Origin of the sequence: Dysgonomonas sp. HGC4 (genome assembly GCF_001261715.1) — a bacterium.
In the GTDB taxonomy this organism is placed as follows: Bacteria; Bacteroidota; Bacteroidia; order Bacteroidales; family Dysgonomonadaceae; genus Dysgonomonas_A.
The window spans coordinates 1-16,223 of record NZ_CVRU01000061.1 but is presented as its reverse complement, the minus strand read 5'-3'; the positions used below and the strand labels follow the sequence as shown (position 1 = coordinate 16,223).

The 16,223-nt window shown below is 34.9% G+C and carries 16 protein-coding genes; 11 read left to right on the top strand and 5 right to left on the bottom strand.

The features are described 5' to 3' along the window. Positions 1 to 147 precede the first annotated feature (147 nt). Together HGC4_RS06195 and HGC4_RS06190 are read right to left on the bottom strand one after the other, a co-directional pair. Complete coding sequence (locus HGC4_RS06195; RefSeq protein WP_050709256.1) at positions 148 to 1,635, bottom strand: acetyl-CoA hydrolase/transferase family protein; 1,488 nt, start codon at positions 1,633 to 1,635, stop codon at positions 148 to 150. A gap of 39 nt (positions 1,636 to 1,674) precedes the next feature. Then, positions 1,675 to 2,094, bottom strand: coding sequence for a hypothetical protein (locus HGC4_RS06190; protein WP_050709255.1), 420 nt, complete (start codon positions 2,092 to 2,094; stop codon positions 1,675 to 1,677). A gap of 497 nt (positions 2,095 to 2,591) precedes the next feature. Between HGC4_RS06190 and HGC4_RS06185 the strand changes: the two genes are divergently transcribed. The 6 genes from HGC4_RS06185 to HGC4_RS06160 all read left to right on the top strand — a co-directional run bounded on the left by HGC4_RS06185 (position 2,592) and on the right by HGC4_RS06160 (position 7,112). Further along, positions 2,592 to 3,659, top strand: a complete 1,068-nt coding sequence (locus HGC4_RS06185) for a PCMD domain-containing protein (protein WP_050709254.1) — start codon at positions 2,592 to 2,594, stop codon at positions 3,657 to 3,659. Between the two features lie 32 nt (positions 3,660 to 3,691). Next, positions 3,692 to 4,444, top strand: coding sequence for a porin family protein (locus HGC4_RS06180; protein WP_050709253.1), 753 nt, complete (start codon positions 3,692 to 3,694; stop codon positions 4,442 to 4,444). Positions 4,445 to 4,624: 180 nt separating this feature from the next. Further along, a complete protein-coding gene (gene miaB / locus HGC4_RS06175; protein WP_050709252.1) occupies positions 4,625 to 5,989 on the top strand; it encodes a tRNA (N6-isopentenyl adenosine(37)-C2)-methylthiotransferase MiaB in 1,365 nt (454 codons plus the stop codon). Positions 5,990 to 6,138: 149 nt separating this feature from the next. Beyond that, positions 6,139 to 6,342 (top strand): YtxH domain-containing protein, encoded by a 204-nt coding sequence (locus HGC4_RS06170; RefSeq protein ID WP_050709251.1) that lies wholly within the window; start codon positions 6,139 to 6,141, stop codon positions 6,340 to 6,342. After that, positions 6,332 to 6,709, top strand: a complete 378-nt coding sequence (locus HGC4_RS06165; protein ID WP_050709250.1) for a phage holin family protein — start codon at positions 6,332 to 6,334, stop codon at positions 6,707 to 6,709. Before HGC4_RS06170 ends, HGC4_RS06165 begins: the two co-directional genes overlap by 11 nt. Beyond that, entirely contained in the window at positions 6,699 to 7,112 is a 414-nt protein-coding gene (locus tag HGC4_RS06160) for a hypothetical protein (RefSeq protein WP_050709249.1), read from the top strand. The genes HGC4_RS06165 and HGC4_RS06160 overlap by 11 nt, the downstream gene beginning before the upstream one ends. A gap of 48 nt (positions 7,113 to 7,160) precedes the next feature. Here the strand turns inward: HGC4_RS06160 and HGC4_RS06155 are convergent, their stop codons facing one another. The 3 genes from HGC4_RS06155 to panC all read right to left on the bottom strand — a co-directional run bounded on the left by HGC4_RS06155 (position 7,161) and on the right by panC (position 9,914). Continuing rightward, positions 7,161 to 8,489 (bottom strand): MATE family efflux transporter, encoded by a 1,329-nt coding sequence (locus tag HGC4_RS06155; protein ID WP_050709248.1) that lies wholly within the window; start codon positions 8,487 to 8,489, stop codon positions 7,161 to 7,163. Between the two features lie 167 nt (positions 8,490 to 8,656). Further along, positions 8,657 to 9,010 (bottom strand): aspartate 1-decarboxylase, encoded by a 354-nt coding sequence (gene panD / locus HGC4_RS06150; RefSeq protein WP_050709247.1) that lies wholly within the window; start codon positions 9,008 to 9,010, stop codon positions 8,657 to 8,659. A 64-nt stretch (positions 9,011 to 9,074) separates the two neighbouring features. Then, positions 9,075 to 9,914 carry a pantoate--beta-alanine ligase gene (gene panC, locus HGC4_RS06145; RefSeq protein ID WP_050709246.1) on the bottom strand — a complete coding sequence of 280 codons (840 nt, stop codon included), beginning with the start codon at positions 9,912 to 9,914 and terminating at the stop codon, positions 9,075 to 9,077. Positions 9,915 to 10,113: 199 nt separating this feature from the next. Between panC and HGC4_RS06140 the strand changes: the two genes are divergently transcribed. From HGC4_RS06140 to HGC4_RS06125, 5 genes are all read left to right on the top strand, one after another. Then, positions 10,114 to 10,926 carry a glycogen/starch synthase gene (locus tag HGC4_RS06140; protein ID WP_050709245.1) on the top strand — a complete coding sequence of 271 codons (813 nt, stop codon included), beginning with the start codon at positions 10,114 to 10,116 and terminating at the stop codon, positions 10,924 to 10,926. A gap of 99 nt (positions 10,927 to 11,025) precedes the next feature. After that, entirely contained in the window at positions 11,026 to 12,378 is a 1,353-nt protein-coding gene (locus tag HGC4_RS06135; RefSeq protein ID WP_050709244.1) for a DUF4270 domain-containing protein, read from the top strand. Between the two features lie 162 nt (positions 12,379 to 12,540). Then, positions 12,541 to 12,828 (top strand): hypothetical protein, encoded by a 288-nt coding sequence (locus tag HGC4_RS18590; protein ID WP_157258154.1) that lies wholly within the window; start codon positions 12,541 to 12,543, stop codon positions 12,826 to 12,828. Between the two features lie 255 nt (positions 12,829 to 13,083). Beyond that, positions 13,084 to 15,378 (top strand): TonB-dependent receptor, encoded by a 2,295-nt coding sequence (locus HGC4_RS06130; RefSeq protein WP_050709243.1) that lies wholly within the window; start codon positions 13,084 to 13,086, stop codon positions 15,376 to 15,378. Positions 15,379 to 15,540: 162 nt separating this feature from the next. Further along, positions 15,541 to 16,170, top strand: a complete 630-nt coding sequence (locus HGC4_RS06125; protein ID WP_050709242.1) for a LysE family translocator — start codon at positions 15,541 to 15,543, stop codon at positions 16,168 to 16,170. Positions 16,171 to 16,223: the final 53 nt, after the last annotated feature.

Below are 16,223 nucleotides of genomic sequence, written 5' to 3'. Positions count from 1 at the left end.
AAATATATCGAACTCAGCAAAAAGACAGCCTTCTTTTTCTCATAATTATATAAAATAAAACACCCCGATTCAAACTAGTTGAATCGGGGCGCTATACTACAAGTAAAGTATACTCTTTTCTAAAACAAAAGAGATTTCAATACTTTATTATTTCTTCTCCCATTTTACATTACGCATATCTCCAGTTTCCATAAAAGCTTTGTGAAAAGCAAAACAGTTATACATATCAAACGGAGTTTGTCCTTGTGGTGCGTTAGCAATATATTCACGTAATAAAGGTCTGTAATCAGGATGTGCGCATTTTTCGATAATTTCATGAGCACGCTCCAATGGTGATTTACCACGAAGGTCTGCAACTCCATATTCCGAAATTACGATTTTCACTGAATGCTCGCTATGATCTTCATGAGACACTAAAGGAACAAAAGCGCTAATCTTACCATCTTTCGCAGTAGAAGGCGTTACAAATACCGAAACATAAGCTCCTCTTGTAAAGTCACCCGATCCACCAATACCATTCATCATTTTAGTACCCATAACATGAGTAGAGTTGATATTACCGAAAATATCAGCCTCTAAAGCTGTATTGATAGCAATAATACCTAAACGACGAACAATCTCTTGATTATTTGAAACCTCAGAAGGACGAAGAACTACTCTTTCCTTAAAGAAGTCTAGATTTTTATATATTTTCTCGATGCAAGGGTTACTTACAGTCAAAGAACATCCACTTGCAAATTTGATACGACCAGTTTCCATCAAATCAATAACCGAATCTTGGATAACCTCAGTGTATACTTCAAAATCTGGAATTTCTTTACTTTCTCCCATAGCTGCTAATACTGCATTTGCAATATTACCCACACCTGATTGAATAGGTAAGAATGATTTTGGCATACGTCCTTCAGCCATTTCTTTAATAAAGAAATTTGCTACATTATTACCAATTTGAGTAGTAACTTCATCTACCGGAGCAAATCCTCCCCCTTCGTTAGGAGTGTTAGATTCTACTACGATTATTTTGCTTGGATCTACTTTTATATGATCTTTACCAATTCTGTCTCGTACTGAGTAAATAGGAATTTCGCCACGGTGAGGAGGATCTTGCAATTCTACAATATCATGCATCCCTCTCATTTCTTTGGGATTCCATCTATTTAATTCAACAATCACTATTTTTGCAAGATTTGCTACTGTTGGAGAGATTCCAACTCCACAAGTTGGCACAATTTCTCCGTCTTCAGTTACATCACATGCTTCAATAACTGCAACATCTACACCACCAAGGAATCCATAACGGATCTCTTGCGCTAATGAAGAAAGGTGCATATCGAAATAAGGAACTTCGCCCGAATTAATTGCGTTTCTTAAATCTTTATTTGTTTGATAAGGTGTACGGAATTTAATCGCATGTGCTCTTGCTAAAGCTCCATCAAGCATATCACCTGTTGAAGCACCTGTGAACATTCCAATTTTGAAAGGATTTCCTTTTGCGTGCTCTTCTTCGGCAAATTTAGCCAAAGCTGTAGGTACAATTTTAGGACATCCAGCGTGTGTAAAACCACTAAAACCTACATTGTAATCGTTTTTGATAAGGCGTGCAGCCTCATCTGCATTCATAAATTTTAATGCCATTTCTTTATATAATTGATTATAGTTTATTATTCCAAGTAGTTAAAATTTTCTCTCGAAGATTAGTGTGTGAACAAAAGCTCTTTTAAAATCCTCTGTTGTCTCCAATTGTAAATCGAAAGATTCTCTTACAGAATCTTCATCTTTCAAAAAATGCTCATCGTCTTTAAACGTTGATTGGCTGTCAATATGTTTTTGAATAGCGGAAACGCCTTCATCTGAGAAATTATACCCAGACTTCATGGAAGGCACATTTTGAGATACTTCTATATATTCAGAGTTTCTTGAAGTTTCGTTTACTCGTTGAGTTCGAGAGAAAGGAGGAGGCACTGAAGAGGTAGTCGGATGCACTGGTTGAGTAAAAACTCTTTCCTTATTTTTTTTAGCTTCTTTCTGATAAGTTCGTATAATATTTACAATTACAATAACTGCAACTATTCCATATATGATTACATTTTCCATACAAATAAATCTATATTCTGCTGAGTATTTTACACGTCACAAAGGTACTAATTATGTATCTTAATCTACAACTTTTTATCAAAAACATTTTCATTACTTGTTGTCTACACAACTCATTACTCTTTACAAAAAATGAGAGCGTTAAATAGAAATCAAATAATAGAGAAAACAACAAAGAAATATTATTCTGAAATTGTGTTTACAAGTAATTTCAGAGAACACACAAATATATTTAACATAGTTCCAACATTGATATCCTAGAGACCTTTAAAAGCAATTCAATCTGCATAATAGCCTTATATTAAAGAGTAAGAGAATGCTTTCTACTCCTATATAAAATACAAAGTAGCTATCAGGAAAGAGATATATTCGCATAAATAGCTATCTTTACTATTCAATCTTACATTCTAAAATAAGATACTGGAACAACTATTTTAACTAATATTTGTTCATTACAAATACTAGCTAATTGTAAAATGATTATCAATATAAATAATATGAAATTCAAAATCTTATTTACTTCTCTCTTAGCGCTATCGCTTTTTTCTTCATGCATAAAAGATGAACCACTAAACAAGGAGGCCGACATAGAATCCTTTTCTCTACCCGATAGTATCTTGATAAATTCAGTTATCTCTGATAATAAAGTCACACTAGTAATAAAAGGAACCGATTATAAGAAACTTGCACCTCAAGTCGTAGTCACACCTGGTGCTACTATAACACCAGCTTCGGGCGATACTCTTGATTTTACAAATGGTGTAACTTATACCGTTGTTTCAGAAGATAAAAAATACAGCAAAGTATACACCGTGAGTGTAACCTCTTCGATAAGCTTAAAATTCGATTTTGAGGATTGGTTTATGGAAGGTGGCTTATGGAAATACCCTGCTTTGGATGATGATATGTGGAGTTCTGCCAACCAAGGTATAATGATGGCAAAACTGGGTAAAGTAGATGTATACCCTACCAGATCAACTGAAGATGCTTTCAGCGGAAAACATGCTGCACTTCTCGAAACTCAAAGAGGAGGTACTTTCCTTGTAGCAGGATACGTTCCTATATTTTCAGGATCGTTATTCAGAGGAGCCTTCAAACTCAATATGGCAAGCCCTCCCCAATCTGCTCTTTTTGGACAAATACATCCCAAAGAAAGCGGAAAACCTATACACATGACGGGGTATTACAAATATGCACCCGGGGATACTTTAATAAACAGAAATGGCATTGTTCCTAACAAGGTAGACGAATTCTCTATATATGCGGTAGTATATAAAGTAACCAAAGGTTCGGAAGGTCTTAATGAGTATCTTAATGGAGAAAACATACTCACCTCGGATAAACTCGTAGGAAAAGCAATACTTGAAGATAGATCTCCAAAAGATAAATATACTAAATTCGACCTGCCTTTCGTATACACCGAAGAATTGAATTACGATTTATATGATTATAAATTGGCTGTGGTATTTGCTTCTAGTAAAAACGGCGATTTTTATGAAGGAGCAGTAGGAAGCAAACTGACCGTAGACAATGTGGAAGTTGTATGCGAATATGAGCTTAATTAAACGAAACAATAATTTAAGAAACATACAACTCCATGAAATCATTAAAAAACAATATATTCCTTTTGCTATTCTTTTGCTCAACACTTATGCTTTCAAGCCAAGAAACATTAGCAGATCGCTTCGAACATAAAATAATTGCGGGTTTTAATATTGGAGCAACAGCTCCAACCTCCATCCCCGAAGAGATACGTTCAATAGATGCTTGGTGGCCTCAGTTCACTCCTCAGTTGGGTTACAATGTTACTTATAAGCTTAACCAAAAATGGGGGCTGGGAAGTGGCATAACTCTTGACTACAAAGGAATGGGAACAAGAGCCCGCGTAAAATACATTTATACAAATATCGTAATAGAAGACGGTAGCAATAACGCGCTGGAAGGATACTTTGTAGGAAAGAATGAAACAACGGTTAAGCTTGCCTATGTTACTATACCATTATATGCAACTTTCAACATCAATCCGAAATGGCAAGTAAGAGGTGGCGGTTATGCATCTTATCTCTTTAGCGGTAAATTTTATGGTACAGCATCAGATGGCTATATCAGAGTAAATGAACCTACGGGAGAGAAAGTAGATATTACGGAAGCTTCGTTTGACTTCAACGACAAACTTCGAAATTTTGACTTTGGAGTATTACTGGGTGCTGAAAGAAAGGTTAACGACAGATTTGGTATTTATGGCAATATGAATTGGGGGTTAACATCTATCTTCCCATCTAACTTCAGAGCTATTGATTTTAATATGTATAATATATATCTGACCGTGGGATTAACCTACAAACTATAATATATAAGCTTTTTTACAAAGTGCGTCCTGAACTATTTTAGGGCGCATTTTTTATTAGAACTCTATTCCATTCGTATCAACTCAGCAGAAAGGTCAATATACTTTTTGCCTTCACTATCTAGTATTATCATATAAATGCACTATTTTTGCTTCATATTTATATTATAACATTATATCATTATGAACAACGAACTAGGACTGGACTTTAAATCCACGACTGACAAAAAATTGTTCATCGAGACCTATGGGTGTCAGATGAACGTAGCAGACAGCGAAGTAGTAGCATCTGTAATGGAAATGGATGGCTACAAAATGACTGAAAGAATTGAAGAGGCAGATGCAATATTTGTAAATACTTGCTCTATACGCGACAATGCTGAACAGAAGGTCATTCAACGCCTCGAACAACTGAATGCCATAAAACGCAAAAAGAATAAAAATCTAATTATCGGAGTACTCGGATGCATGGCTGAAAGAGCCAAAGAGGATTTGCTAGACAATCATCATGCAGACATAGTAGTAGGTCCAGATGCCTATTTAGATTTACCTAATTTGATTGGTGCTGCCGAAAGCGGCGAAAAAGCAATCAATGTACAGCTTTCAAAGACTGAAACATATAAAGATGTAATACCTTTAAAAATAGGAGGTAACCACCTTTCGGGTTTTATATCTATCATGCGCGGATGCGATAAAATATGCACCTACTGTATCGTTCCATATACCAGAGGACGCGAACGCAGCAGAGAACCTCAAAGCATATTAAACGAACTGAAGGATTTAAAAGAAAAAGGCTTCAAAGAAGCAACCCTACTAGGTCAGAATGTAAATTCATATAGATTTACACAAGAAGACGGAAGCGTTGTAGACTTTCCTGCACTTCTAGAACTAGTTGCAGAAGCTGCTCCTAATATGAGAATACGCTTTACGACCTCCTACCCTACAGATATGACGGATGAAACATTAGAGGTTATAGCTAAACACGACAACCTATGTAAATTCATTCATCTACCAGTACAATCGGGAAGTACCAAGATTCTGGGAGTAATGAAACGCAAATACGACAGAGAATGGTACTTAGACAGAATAGCAGCCATTAAACGAATTATACCTGGGTGTGGGCTTTCGACCGACATTATGTGTGGATATCATTCGGAAACGGAAGAAGATCACCAAGAAACTTTATCTTTAATGCGTGAAGTAGGTTTCGACTCTGCTTTCATGTTCAAATACTCAGAACGTCCCGGTACATACGCTGCTAAAAAATTAGAAGATAATGTATCAGAAGAAGTAAAATCGAGACGCTTGCAGGAAATTATCGATTTACAAATCGAACTATCACGCATAAGCAATACCAAAGATGTTGGTAATACATATGAAGTATTGATTGAAGGCTTTTCTAAAAGATCAAAAGAACAGTTATTCGGACGTTCATCACAAAACAAAGTAGTGATTTTCGATAAAAACGATCTACGAATTGGTCAGCTAGTAAAAGTGAAGATTACGGGTAATACATCTGCAACACTCTTTGGGGAAGTTGTTGAGTGATTAACAATAGTTAATTACACAGAGGAAAATTTTTTCTTCAGCCAAAATACATTACTTTAGGATTATCAATCTAAACAATAACAGACATTTCTTGTTTAAATATATAATAAGATAAACAAAAAAGTTACTAATAAATTAATATTACAACTATGGGAAAATCAAATTCAAATCTATTGTTTTTAGCTATTGGTGCTGCTATTGGTGCTGCAGCCGGTTATGTTGCCGCATCTGACAAAAAAGAAGAATGGATGCACGAAATCAACAAACTGGTTGACAAAGTTAAGAACAATGTGAAAGGTTCATGTTCTAAAGTTGAAGACGAATTGGAAGAGCTTATTGAGGATGAAGAGTAACAACGAAGAATATCAAAACTTTAGCGAACTAATAGATGAGTCAAAAGCAGACTTATCAAGCTATATAGAAAAACGTTTGACGCTTGCAAAACTCAAAGCTTTTGAGAAAATATCAAGTGCATCGTCTTATATTATATATGGCTTGATGATGAGTGTTTTTGCACTCATCTTATTTATTCTTGTTCTCGTTGGATTAGGATTTGTTATTGGTGATTTATTGAATAATTATGCTGCAGGATTTGGAGTTCTTATACTCATTACGCTTGTTGCCTTATTCGCATTAATACTTAACGCTAAAAAAATTCGGAGATTTTTTCTGAATACAACTTTACGTACAATCAAGAAAATAGAATCGGATGAAGACTAAATTGACCCCTTTACAAGAGCTTCGATTAGAAAGAAGTCGACTAAAGAATGAATGTGCCGAATATGAAGAAAAGCTACAAGGCAACTGGCATTATGCAAAAGGTCATTTCGGACGATTGGCGCTAGGCTCTGTACTTTCATCTGCAAAAAACGGCATCAGTGATCTATTTTCTCTAGTATCAGGAAAGAAAAACGATTCGGATAGCGATTCGGAAGAAGACACAGCTTCGCCTTCGTTAGCTGCTCAGATGTTTATGGGTGCAGCTCCCTTTGTTTGGGAAATGGTGCAACCGATGATTATGAGTATGGTTATGAAAAAGATTAAATCAATCTTCGGAGGAGAGAAAAAGAAGAAAAAGAAAAAACAATTAAAGAAAAAGAACGAAGCTTCAGATTTAAATTAATAATTCTGAAGCTTTTTCTACATATCTATTCTAATAAGCATATAATTTTTATATGCTTTTATTTTGCCATTTTCCGCGAGTGAGGTATATGTAAGATAATACCATAAGCGTTCCCCAATATATATACTCCACAGTCCAGCATACAGCAACCGACGATTTATTGTGAATCACTATTACATACATAGCACCTATATAAAACACTAGGGTTATCATTTCGAAGATTAACGCCCAACGCGTATTTCCTGTTCCAGATATAGAATTAAATAATACAGTTCCTAAACTACATATAGGTAAAGCAAAAACCAAGACTATTAATGGCATTACGGTTTCTTGAACCAAAGACATATCTTTGTTAGAGGCTATGAGACCAATCCACAATTCGGCTTTTGCGAGTGTAAATATCCCCATTAGTATTACTATTCCTAAATTCAGTAAACAAATCCGCTTAATCAACGGCCATACATCCTCATATTTCTTAGCTCCAATGGTATTACTCACTAATGTATTTGCCGTAGTTGAGAGGGCATTCATTGGAATGAAATACATCATATAAAATGTCCTTATAATATTAGTTATAGCCAAATCCCTCTCTCCATGATTTTCTATAGCTAAAAAGAAAATAAACCAAGTAGACATAGAGATGGCATATTGAGCCATGGTAAATACCGATATATTGAGAATACGGCGAATGACTCCAAATCTAAACTTCATTTTATGGAAACCATACTTTCCTAAATCAACCGTTTTAAGAGTATATACCACAAAAAAGATAATTGACGAAATCTCAGCAAGCACTGATGCCATACCCGCTCCTGCAATTCCCAATTGAGAAAACCCGAAATTTCCGAAGATAAGAAGGTAGTCGAAAATAATATTAACAACTGTCATCACAAGAGCATTCAATGTAAGCACGGAAGTTCTTGCTATACCAACATAAAATGCTCGAAACATTATATTGACTGACGCAAAAAAGAATCCGAATGTTCGCCATTGCAAATACTCAGACGCTGCCTCATAAACATGGTGCGACTTAATCAAGGTAGGCAGTAATGTCTTGGAAAAGACATTCGAAAGCCCATACAATATAGCAGCAAAAACCAAGAGAAACATCATCCCTTGAAGAACAATAGTACCGATCTGATCAAAATTCTTCTCCCCGTTTCGGCGTCCTATCATAATCTGAGCTCCAATACTAAAACCAAAGCCCAACATAAAAAATGCGATGTAATATATACCGGCAAGACCGGCAGCACCAAACTCAACCTCTCCTACTCTACCCAGAAAGATTGTATTGGTTATTTGCATGACATTCTGTGTCAACAAACCTAACATTATGGGAAGACTTACCTTCCAAATATCTTTATATGAATACGTCATATTTTCGATTCTAAAATCTAAAAAATTGGGATGATTATTAGTATATCATCCCAATTCTTATATAAATTAAGGTTTTAAACCTATTCTGTTTCTTATGTAAATATTACCACAACTGACAATTACATATTGAAAGTGTTGTATAAATACTTATTCTTGACTATACTTTTTTAGTCTATTAATTTATTAGTTTTTGTATCCGGAAATATAATCCATGGCTTAAAAGTCTTTGCTTCTTCAAAGTCCATACTAGCATACGATATGATTATAATAATATCTCCCGGTTGCACACGTCTTGCAGCAGCACCATTTAAGCAGATTGTACCCGTCCCACGCTCTCCTTTTATGATATAAGTTTCGAAACGTTCGCCGTTATTATTATTAACGATAGATACCTTTTCTCCCGCTATCATATTAGCAGCATCCATTAAATCTTCATCAATAGTAATACTTCCGATATAGTTTAAACTAGCATCGGTTACTGTTACTCTATGAATCTTCGATTTTAAAACTTCTATTTTCATTTTTTGTCAATTAAGGCTCCTGACCTTTTTATTGTTTCTACAAATATAAATACAGATACAGTTATCAATATACAATGTTATCAATTAGACGTATATCTCCACAAAACACGGTTATACAACCTACTGCATAATCGGTTTCGCTCCAATTGGTTATTTGTTGCAGAGTATTACCATCTACTATTTCGAAATATTCTACTTTCAAAGAACCTATTTTATTAATATCATCAATAACCTTCTCTCTTATTTCCTCTACTGCTTTATACTTATAGAGCTTCTTACTCTCTGATAATACTCTATAAATATTTACAGCTTCGCTCTTCTCTTCGTCATTCAACCGCTGATTTCGACTACTCATAGCCAAACCACTTTCTTCTCGCCTTATAGGCATAGGCACTATCTCGACAGGAATATTGCATTGGCGCACCATTTGTCTGATAATTGCCAATTGTTGAAAATCTTTTTCCCCAAAATATGCTCTATCAGGCTTCACTATATCAAACAGACGGCTTACAACCTGAGCTACACCATTGAAGTGACCGGGACGAAACTTACCTTCCATCACCTTATCCAACTGTCCAAAATCGAACTGACGCATATCAGGCTCCGGATAGATCTCTTCAACAGATGGTACAAAAACGATAGCAGCACCCGCTTTCTCTAAAATCTTTGTATCTTGTTCTATTGTTCTCGGATATTTCTCTAAATCTGCCTGATTATTGAACTGAGTCGGATTAACAAAAATGCTAACTACACAGATATCATTCTGCTCACAGCATTTTTTGACTAGGGAAATATGTCCTTCATGGAGGGCACCCATTGTGGGAACAAAACCTATTGTTTTCCCTTCGTTTTTACTTATAGACACTGCTTTTTGCAGATCTTCGATAGTATATACAGTTGTCATAAACCTTTGCCTAAACTAGCCTTTAAAAGATTGTGCAAAGCAACTAATTTTTTATGAGAAATAAAATTTTAGAAAGACTTCATTTCAGTAAAAATCATGTTTAACTAAACTGCCGTATATTTTCATTCTCAGAAAATTGCTCAAAACCAATTTTTTTTTTATTATCTTTGTACTTTCATATAATTGAAGACAGCATACAATGAGCATAAAAAGAGTTTTATTTATTACACAAGAAATTACCCCTTATCTTCCTGAATCTTTACTAGCAAATACTGGCAGATATCTACCTCAAGCAATACAAGAAAAAGGCAAAGAAATCAGGACTTTCATGCCTAAATTCGGAAACATAAACGAACGTCGTAATCAGTTGCATGAAGTGATACGTCTATCGGGTATGAATCTTATTATTGATGATACAGATCACCCACTTATCATAAAGGTGGCTTCTATACAGGCAGCACGTATGCAGGTATACTTTATCGACAATGATGATTTTTTCAGCAGAAAGAATACAATCATGGATGATGATGGTAACGAATTTCTTGATAATGATGAACGTAGTATATTCTATGTGAGAGGTGTATTAGAAACAATAAAAAAACTCCGCTGGATACCAGATGTGATACATTGTCACGGGTGGATGACAGCTTTGACTCCATTATACATTAAAACTGCATTTGCAGACGATCCTTGCTTTAAAGATGCCAAAGTTGTGTACTCTTTATACAATGATGACTTTAAGCAACCATTTTCTGATAAATTCGGATCTAAATTAAAATTGGCTGGAATTACAGATAAGTATACCAAAGACCTAACTACAGGCGAAGAAATTAACTACGTTAAGCTAACTAATTTCGCGATGAAATATGCTGACGGTGTTATTCAAACAGCAGAAACAGTGAATCCTGCATTATTAGAATATATAAATAACAATAAAGTTAAATTTCTTCCATATCAGGGAAATGTAGAAGAATCAGCAGAGGCTATAAACAATTTTTATGACACTTTGTAATTTTACAAATTCATAAAAATATTGAAAATTGAGCATTTGCTTTTGCAACTACGTATTTTTTCTGATCTTTGGGCAACAAAAATGTAATTTAAAAACAGAATGAAAGTAAAGTCCATATTCGCGATAGTTTCTTGTTTTATAACATTGGCTCTCGGATCTTGTAATGATGATCTAAACCCGATCGGAGGATCGATACAGCCACCCTCAGATACTATTTCTGTTATTACTGATACAGTAGGGGTAAAAGCAAGAACCGTATCTATGAGAGACTCGGTATATGCGCGAACAATAAATGGCGTATTAGGAAAATATGAAGACGATTTGTTTGGAACAATTAAGTCTGACTATTTATGTCAATATTACTTTCCCGAAGGAGGTAAATTTTTAGATAACTTACTCCAAATTGATTCTGTACAATTTGTTATTGACTTCAATACATTTAGTGGTGACACACTTGCCCCTATGGGATTGTCGGTATACAAGGTTGCAACAGATTTGCCTCAAAATTTTTATACTAATATAAATCCGGCGAAGTATATTGGAGATAAGCCTAAACTTCTTGCCAGTGAAGCTTATACTATAAGTGGAGCTAAGAGGTTGGCAAATTCAACAATAAACCAACGCGAAATTATTGCTGATTTAGGTGTTCCTTTTGGAATGGAGATATATAATGCTTGGAAAAATAAAACTTTCACAGATAATGCCTCTTTCAATAAGTTTTTTAAAGGTACATATGTAACTACGAACTTTGGTTCGGGGAGTTTGATTCGTGTATTATACACTTCCATTGATATATATTATAAGTATAATGATGTACTTGGAAATCATGACCAGACTAAAGATACCATACGGACAAGTCTATTCTCGTTGACAGTGACACCCGAGGTAATGCAGTTAAACAGTATTAAGAATAAAAATCCAGAGGAACTGTTTACTGAAGGAACAGGTGCTTCGTACATGAAAACTCCTGCTGGTGTATATACTGAAGTAGTATTCCCTATCAAGCAAATCAAAGCTAATATGGCTAGTAGAAATATTAAAACTATTAATACTGCTTTGTTTAGCATGAAAGGATATACAGAAAAAGAATCAACAGGTAAATATGAATTAGGAAGGCCTACAACCTTACTATTGATAAATAAAGATTCCGTAGATGTCTTCTTCAGTGGGCGACAATTATATAATGGGAAGACAACAATTATTGGAGAGAGAAATAAAACAAATAATATCTATAATTTCTCTAATATTGCCAGTCTTATCAATGCATATAAAGATATGAATTTAGATGAAGACCCTACATTCGCAATAATACCTGTAGAGATAGCATACACTGTGGATGCTAATAATTCTAAGATATTAACCGGAGTCTTCAATTATCTGCAGCCATCAACCAGCATCATTAGAAATGATGAAAAAAACATGAGATTAGAGCTTATATACAGTAAGTTTTAAAATCATCAAAATATAGTTCCCTAAACAGCTACTTTCCATTGGAAAAGATAGCATAACGAAAGTTAGCAAATGCTGTTACAAAGAAATAAGAGAAAACATGCAACGTACCTATTATTTTTAATATATCTAGGGTACTTTGCTGTTGTCTCTTTATTTGTTCATATGCACGTATATGAAGGGGTTATATATGTACACTCACATCCATATCGTAAATCACAGGACATACCGAACAACTCTAATAAATTACCATTAGAGACTCACCAACACACAGCAGCCTCATTCTTCACCCTTAGTCAAGTATCTAATATTACTTCAGGTGAAGCTCAATCTTTTAATTTTACAGACCTTATATTAAGCTCTAATGATATATCCTACAAGGAATATAAAGTTAGTCCAGCATCAACTACCCCCGTACGAAGATACAGGCTTCGCGCTCCTCCGTTAGCTTAACATCATCATCTTAAACTTCATTTTTTATAGACTAACTTCATTTAGACTATAAAACGTTTGTGTTATTATTCAAAATAACACCTTAAAAAAACATTCTAAATATCTTTTTTCAGAATTACATCTAGCTGATTCTGAAAGTCATTCTTCATTACACAGGGTCATATAAAGATACTTGCTACTTGTTGGTATAAGTAAATATATAGACCTGATGATTGTGTAATGTTACTACCATCATACTCTTTAAACAGAATAATTATGAAATTAAAATATATACTCACAATACTAATTATATCTATATGCGTAATGCCTTTACTAGCCGGTCCAGAACATATTGTAAATATTTCGGGACAAGTTATTAATGCTGAAACCAAAGAACCAATTGCTGATGCAACCCTATCTATTGAAGGAACTCAGACCCAAACTTTATCTGATGACAATGGATATTTCTTAATCAAAAATATACATTCAGGAAAATACATATTACAAATACAGGCATTAGGATACAGTATCGACAGACTGGAAATAAATATCGCTCCTTATTCTACTAAAAAGTTAATTATAGAACTTAATCCCGAAAGCTACGAACTTTCAGAAGTCGCAGTAACAGGTTATGCTTCGAGATTAAAAAGGGATGTTTCTCCAATTATAGTTTCGCAACTTACACCCAAAACATTTGAAGCAACTCAATCACTAACACTTGGGCAGGGATTGAATTTCAGTCCAGGGGTACGTGTAGAGACAACCTGTCAGAATTGTGGATCTCAGGAAGTAAGGATCAATGGTCTGGAAGGGCATTATTCCGAAATACTAATAAATAGTCAGCCTGTTGTTGGAGCATTGACTAAAACATACGGATTAGATCAAATCCCTCTTAATATGGTAGACGAAATAAATATCATACGAGGAGGAAACTCTGCATTATATGGATCGCATGCTATTGGTGGCGTTATTGACATCATAACTAAGGAACCGGCAGATAACTATTATGAGATAAAGTATAACCTCTCTTTGATTGATGGGAAATCTGCTGATAATATGTTATTATTCAACACCTCACTTGTTGATAAAAATAAGACATCAGGAATTAGCGTATTTGGTAATATGAGAAGTAGAAATCCTTGGGATGCTAATGATGACGGTTTTTCTGAAATAGGTAAAAACAGAGCATCCTCTTTAGGATTTAATTCATTTATAAAACCTACCAATAAAAGTAAGATCTTAGCAGAATATCGCTATACATCCGAAGAACGACGAGGTGGTGATAGTTTCAACAAGCCTCCTCACGAAGCCAATATAGCTGAATATAGCGACTTTAAGATACATTCGGGTTCTGTAGATTACTCTCAGTTCTTTTATGACAACAAACATCGTCTGAATGTACACATTGCGCTACAAGATGCTAATCGGGATAGTTATTTCGGAGCAGGGCAAGAACCTAATGGATATGGTAAGACAACAGAATTTACCTTTATAGGGAACGCCAAATATGATATGAATATAGATAATCTTCTATTTATGCCTGCCAAGTTAACAACCGGATATACTCAAAGCCACGACCTGCTACGTAATGAGCTTGCAGGATATAATTACAAACAAAATCAGAATATAAACATTGGGACTTTGTATTTTCAGAATGAATGGCAAAACGAGAAACTCTCAATAGCTGTTGGAGCCAGACTCGAGAAGCATTCACTTATAGACAATTTAAACCTAATGCCGCGCGCTAATATACGTTATAAAGTATTCGGTGATGTAAACTTACGTGGAGGATATACTGTAGGATACCGGGCTCCTGAAATTACCGGAGCGGATCTAGATATAGCAATACAAGGAGGAAAAGCAACGCTACTTACTTTTGCCGAAGATATAAAACCTGAACGTTCCCGCAGCTTTTCGGGAGGATTTGACACTAAATTCTACAATGAGAGCTTCTACTCTTACTTCTTAGTAGAAGGATTCTTTACACGTATTGATAATGCGTTTATTGATAGAATTATTGGCGAAAACGAAACAGGTAATACAATGGTACAACGTGAAAATGCAAATAGAGCAACCATATCAGGTATAAATTTCGAAACTTCTATACAACCCATAGAATGGATACAAATAGATGGGGGGTATACTATTCAACGAGGTAGGTATAAATCACCCGAAGCATGGTCGGATGATGAAACTGTAGAACCTACTAAAGAAATGCTAAGGTCTCCCCGACAATATGGCTTTATATCGGCAACAGCCAAACCTAGATCTCCTTTTACGGCTTCGGTATCGGGAACATATACAGGATCAATGTATGTACCTCACCTTGCAGGATACATAGAAAATGATGTTTTGAAGAAAACTCCACGCTTCTTTGATATGACAGTTAAACTTGCCTATTCTTTCAAATTGAATGCATATAACAAGGCTGAAATAAGCGGAGGAGTACAAAATATTTTTAACAGAATGCAACAAGATTTTGACAAAGGAATAAACAGAGATGCAGACTATATATATGGCCCTTCACTACCAAGAACATACTTTATTGGTCTGAAATTAAGCTCTTTCTAAAACCAAAAGAATTTACACCTCATTTATAATAGCTATATTATTAACAAAATGATATAAATCGTTCGCTGTTAATATAGAATAATGAGGTGTAATTTTTCTTGGGTTCTATAAATTTGATGTTATCTTTGTTCTACAGAATAATACTTTATTCTGTTAATTAAGATGCTCGATACTATACTTAAAGGAATATTCATAGGACTATTAGTCTCCGCTCCCATGGGTCCCATAGGAGTCCTGTGTATACAGCGAACCCTGAATGAGGGTCGGTTGCATGGATTCATATCTGGATTAGGAGCATCCTTGTCAGATATAGTATATGCCATAATATCTGGACTAGGTATTAGTTTCGTTATGGATTTTGTAGAACAGAATCATTATCCTTTACAGATTGCAGGCAGTTTTCTTCTTCTTATAGCTGGCTATTATATCTATAAATCCAATCCGGCAAAGAAACTATTCAGGCAAGATGAAAAGAAATCTCCTTATTGGAAGAATCTTGTTTCATCATTTTTCATAAATCTCTCCAATATTGGCATCCTGTTTTTCTTTATAGCCATGTTTGCACGCTTTAACTTCATAGACCCCAATGAATCATCAAAGAACATAGTAGGTATCCTTGCTATTGGATTAGGAACTGTTATTTGGTGGCTTTTAATTTCTACAATAGTAGATAAGGTTCGATCAAAATTTAATCCTAGAGGGCTTAAACTATTCAATAATGTGCTAGGAATAGTACTTGCAACCATAGGTGTTGTTGGACTTATTACAAGCGCTTATGCCTATCTAGCGTAATTGTTTATGAGATTTATTTAAGGAAAAACTTCAATATAAAAAAGAAGAGTGAA

Coding starts and splice junctions, on each gene's coding strand:
- HGC4_RS06195 (WP_050709256.1), bottom strand. CDS start 1,635: ATGGCATTAAAATTTATGAATGCAGATGAGGCTGCACGCCTTATCAAA.
- HGC4_RS06190 (WP_050709255.1), bottom strand. CDS start 2,094: ATGGAAAATGTAATCATATATGGAATAGTTGCAGTTATTGTAATTGTA.
- HGC4_RS06185 (WP_050709254.1), top strand. CDS start 2,592: ATGAAATTCAAAATCTTATTTACTTCTCTCTTAGCGCTATCGCTTTTT.
- HGC4_RS06180 (WP_050709253.1), top strand. CDS start 3,692: ATGAAATCATTAAAAAACAATATATTCCTTTTGCTATTCTTTTGCTCA.
- miaB (WP_050709252.1), top strand. CDS start 4,625: ATGAACAACGAACTAGGACTGGACTTTAAATCCACGACTGACAAAAAA.
- HGC4_RS06170 (WP_050709251.1), top strand. CDS start 6,139: ATGGGAAAATCAAATTCAAATCTATTGTTTTTAGCTATTGGTGCTGCT.
- HGC4_RS06165 (WP_050709250.1), top strand. CDS start 6,332: ATGAAGAGTAACAACGAAGAATATCAAAACTTTAGCGAACTAATAGAT.
- HGC4_RS06160 (WP_050709249.1), top strand. CDS start 6,699: ATGAAGACTAAATTGACCCCTTTACAAGAGCTTCGATTAGAAAGAAGT.
- HGC4_RS06155 (WP_050709248.1), bottom strand. CDS start 8,489: ATGACGTATTCATATAAAGATATTTGGAAGGTAAGTCTTCCCATAATG.
- panD (WP_050709247.1), bottom strand. CDS start 9,010: ATGAAAATAGAAGTTTTAAAATCGAAGATTCATAGAGTAACAGTAACC.
- panC (WP_050709246.1), bottom strand. CDS start 9,914: ATGACAACTGTATATACTATCGAAGATCTGCAAAAAGCAGTGTCTATA.
- HGC4_RS06140 (WP_050709245.1), top strand. CDS start 10,114: ATGAGCATAAAAAGAGTTTTATTTATTACACAAGAAATTACCCCTTAT.
- HGC4_RS06135 (WP_050709244.1), top strand. CDS start 11,026: ATGAAAGTAAAGTCCATATTCGCGATAGTTTCTTGTTTTATAACATTG.
- HGC4_RS18590 (WP_157258154.1), top strand. CDS start 12,541: ATGCACGTATATGAAGGGGTTATATATGTACACTCACATCCATATCGT.
- HGC4_RS06130 (WP_050709243.1), top strand. CDS start 13,084: ATGAAATTAAAATATATACTCACAATACTAATTATATCTATATGCGTA.
- HGC4_RS06125 (WP_050709242.1), top strand. CDS start 15,541: ATGCTCGATACTATACTTAAAGGAATATTCATAGGACTATTAGTCTCC.